The sequence below is a fragment of the Kitasatospora sp. NPDC056181 genome (assembly GCF_042266225.1).
GTDB lineage: Bacteria > Actinomycetota > Actinomycetes > Streptomycetales > Streptomycetaceae > Kitasatospora.
In genome coordinates this window covers 1-3814 of the sequence record NZ_JBHJUK010000289.1, presented here as the reverse complement: position 1 = coordinate 3814, position 3814 = coordinate 1, and the positions used below count along the sequence as shown (strand labels likewise).

Annotated in this window: 1 protein-coding gene; it reads right to left on the bottom strand. The window is 72.8% G+C overall.

Annotated elements, in window-relative coordinates; translation table 11 throughout:
• Positions 1 to 3814 (bottom strand): amino acid adenylation domain-containing protein (locus tag ACFC1F_RS42790; protein WP_376167179.1); only part of this gene is annotated, 3814 nt, incomplete at both ends.

The window sequence follows — 3814 nt, the reverse complement described above, 5'->3', positions numbered from 1 at the left end:
CCGCACCCGGCGACCCCGCCACCCGACCCGCGAACAACGCCGGCACCAGCGCCCCCGGCACCACACGACCCGTGTCGTTCCACCCCTCCAGAACCCGGGCCCGCTCGTCGGCCTCCAGCACCTCGACCGCCGAGAGCCGGGTGTCCGGCTCGTCGGCGACCGTATCCAGGACGCGCAGCAGCCGGATCACCAGCTGCTGCGCGGTCTCGGGGTCGAACAGGTCGGCCGCCGCGACGAGCGCGCCGCGGAGCCCCGCCGGTGCGCCGTCGGGGCCGAACGCCTCGCCGAGGCTGACGTCCAGGTCGAACTTGGCCGCCGCCGTGCTCGCGGCGAGCGGGCCGACGCGCAGCCCCGGCAGCTCCATGGCCGCGTTCCCGGCGCCGGCGACGGAGCCGGTGTTCTCAAGGGTGAGCATGACCTGGAACAGCGGGTGGCGGGCCAGCGAGCGGACCGGGGCGAGTTCCTCGACCAGTCGCTCGAACGGCACGTCCTGGTGCGCGAACGCGTCCAGGCCGGTCTGCCGGACCCGCTCCAGCACCTCGCCGAAGGTCGGGTCACCGGAGAGGTCGGTGCGCAGCACCAGGGTGTTGATGAAGAAGCCGACCAGGTCGTCCAGTGCCTCGTCCGTGCGCCCGGCGACCGCCGCGCCGATCGGGATGTCGGTGCCCGCGCCGAGACGCGACAGGGTCACCGCGAGCGCGGCCTGGAGCACCATGAACAGCGTCACCCCCCGCTCGCGTGCGACGGTCAGCAGTCGGGCGTGCAGCTCGGCCGGGATCTCCAGCCCCGTCTCGTGGCCCCGGTAGGAGGGGGCGGCGGGGCGTGGCCGGTCGGCGGGCAGGGCGAGCTCCTCCGGCACGCCGGCCAGGGCCTCGCGCCAGTACCCCACCTGGCGGGCGAGCAGGCTCCCCGGGTCGTCCTCCGCCCCGAGCAGCTCACGCTGCCACAGGGCATAGTCCGCGTACTGCACCGGCAGCGGAGACCAGTCCGGCGCCCGGCCCGCCAGCCGCGCCGCATAGGCGACCGTCAGATCACGCGCCAACGGACCCGTCGACCAGCCGTCCCCCGCAATGTGGTGCATCAGCACCACCAGGACGTGCTCGTCCGCGCCCAACCCGAACAGCCGGGCCCGGAACGGGATCTGCTCGGACAGGTCGAACGCCTGGCGCACCGCGCCGGTCACGGCCTCGACCAGGTCGTCGGCCCGGATGTCGGTGACGGCCAGTTCGAAGCCGCTCTTCTCCACGGGCAGGACCTGCTGGTGGGGCTGCCCGTCGGTGACGTGGAAGACCGTGCGCAGCACCTCGTGCCGGGTGACCACGTCCTTCAGTGCGGCGTCGAGTGCCGCGCGGTCGAGCTCCCCGGTCAGGCGCAGGGCCATCGGGATGTTGTAGGTGGCGCTCGGGCCTTCGAGCCGGCCGAGGAACCAGAGCCGGCGCTGGGCGAAGGAGAGCGGTATCCGTTCGGGGCGCTCGGCGGCCGTCAGTGCGGTGCGGCCGCGGGTCGCACGGGTCAGCCAGGCGGCGAGGGCGGCCGGGGTCGGGCTGTCGAAGAGGACCCGGATCGGCAGTTCCACGCCGAGGACGGCGCGGACCCGGCTGACCAGGCGGGTCGCCAGGAGCGACTGGCCGCCGAGGGTGAAGAAGTCGTCGTCGGTGCCGACCGCGGGCAGCCCGAGGACGTGGGCGAAGGCCTGGCAGAGGAGTTCCTCCTGTGCGTCGGCCGGTCCTCGTCCGGTTCGTGTCCCGCCGGTGTGCTCGGGGGCTGGCAGGGCCTTGCGGTCGAGCTTGCCGTTGACGGTGAGCGGCAGGGCGTCCAGGACGACGACGGCGGACGGCACCAGGTGTTCGGGCAGCCGTTCGGCGGCGGCCTCGCGCACCTGGTCGGCCAGGCGGACCGGGTCGGCGTCCGCCTCGGCGGGTACGACGTAGGCGACCAGCCGGGTGTCGCCCGGGGAATCCTGCCGGGCGACGACCGCCGCCTGCGCCACTCCGTGGTGGGCCAGGACCGCGGCCTGAACTTCACCGGGCTCGATCCGGAAGCCCCGGATCTTCACCTGCTCGTCCGCCCGCCCCAGGTACTCCAGCAGCCCCTCCGTACTCCACCGCGCCACGTCCCCCGACCGGTACATCCGCGCACCCGCCTCGAAGGGGCACGCCACGAACCGCTCCGCCGTCAACCCAGGCCGACCCACGTACCCGCGCGCCACCTGCGCACCCGCGATGTACAACTCACCCGCCACACCAGGCGGCACCGGCCGCAGGCACTCGTCCAGCACGTACAACCGCGTGTTCGCCACCGGACGACCCACCGGCACCGCATCACCCACCCGGTCACCGGACGCCACCTCGAACACACAGCAACCCACCACCGTCTCCGTGGGCCCGTACTCGTTCACCGCCACAACCCCCGGCGCACCCGCCAACCAGGCACGCACCTCAGCACCCGCCAACGCCTCACCACCCACCACCCACCGCCGCGCACCCCGCGCCCCCGCACCACCCGGCAACAACTCAGCCAACAACGGCAGATGCGCCGGCACCACCTTCACCAACCCGAAACCATTACCCCCATCCAGCAGTTCGGCCAGGCCCTGCGCACCACCGGCCTCACTCACCACCACCGCCGACCCCGACACCAACGGCACCACCACACTCGTCACCGTCAGGTCGAACGCCAACGACGAATGCAACGGCGCACCACCACCCCCCGCCATCCCGTACGCACCCACAGCCCACGACACATAGTTCGCCAACCCGCCGTGCGTGACCGCCACACCCTTCGGACGCCCCGTCGAACCCGACGTGTAGATCACATACGCCAGCCCGTCCGCGCCCACCGTGACACCCGGCGCAGTGACCGGCAGTCCGGCCAGCTGCATCCGCACCAACGCACCGTCCAACGCCACCAGACGCATCCGCCCCGCCGGCAGATCGTCCAGCAACTCCTCCGTCGTCAGCGTCAGCACCGCCCGGCTGTCACGCAGCATGAACGCCACCCGCTCCGCCGGATACTCCGGATCCACCGGCAGATACCCCGCCCCCGCCTTCCACACCGCGAGGACCGCCACCACCATCTCCACACCCCGCGGCAAGCACAGACCCACCAACGACTCCGCACCCACCCCCTGCGCCACCAAGTACCGCGCCAACCGGTTCGCCCGCGCATCCAGCTCCGCGAACGACACCTCCACCCCGTCGCACGACACCGCCACCGCACCCGGCACCCGCGCCACCTGCGCCTCGAACAGAGCGGGCACCAGACCACCCGGCAGCTCGACCGCCGTCGCGTTCCACTCCTCCACCACCAGCGCACGCTCACGCGCACCCAACACCCCCACCGCCGACAACCGCGTGTCCGGGGCCTCCTCCAACGCGGAGACGACGCCGGCCAGGGCGGTGTGCAACAGGTCGCACACCCGGCCGGCCTCCGCCGGTGCCACGGCGTGCACGGTCAGGACGAAGCCGGAGCCCATGTCGCCGACCGAGACGTTCAGGGGGTAGTTCGAGCGGTCCCACAGGTAGAGCTGCTCGATGCCTTCGAGCCCTCCCTCGTTCCCGGTCTCCGGTCGCCGCGTGGCGCCCTGGCTGTAGCGGTAGTTGAAGACCGAGGTGAACAGCGGGCTGCCGCCGGGCACACCGCTGGCCCGCTGCGCCACGGCGAGCGGGGCGTGTTCGTGCACGAGCAGTTCGGCCAGCTGGTGGCGCAGGCCGTCAAGTGCCTCGTCGACCGTGGCCGACCCGACCCGGACACGGACCGGGAGCGTGTTGATGAACAGGCCGGGGACGCGGTCGGATCCGGCGCCGGCGTTCAT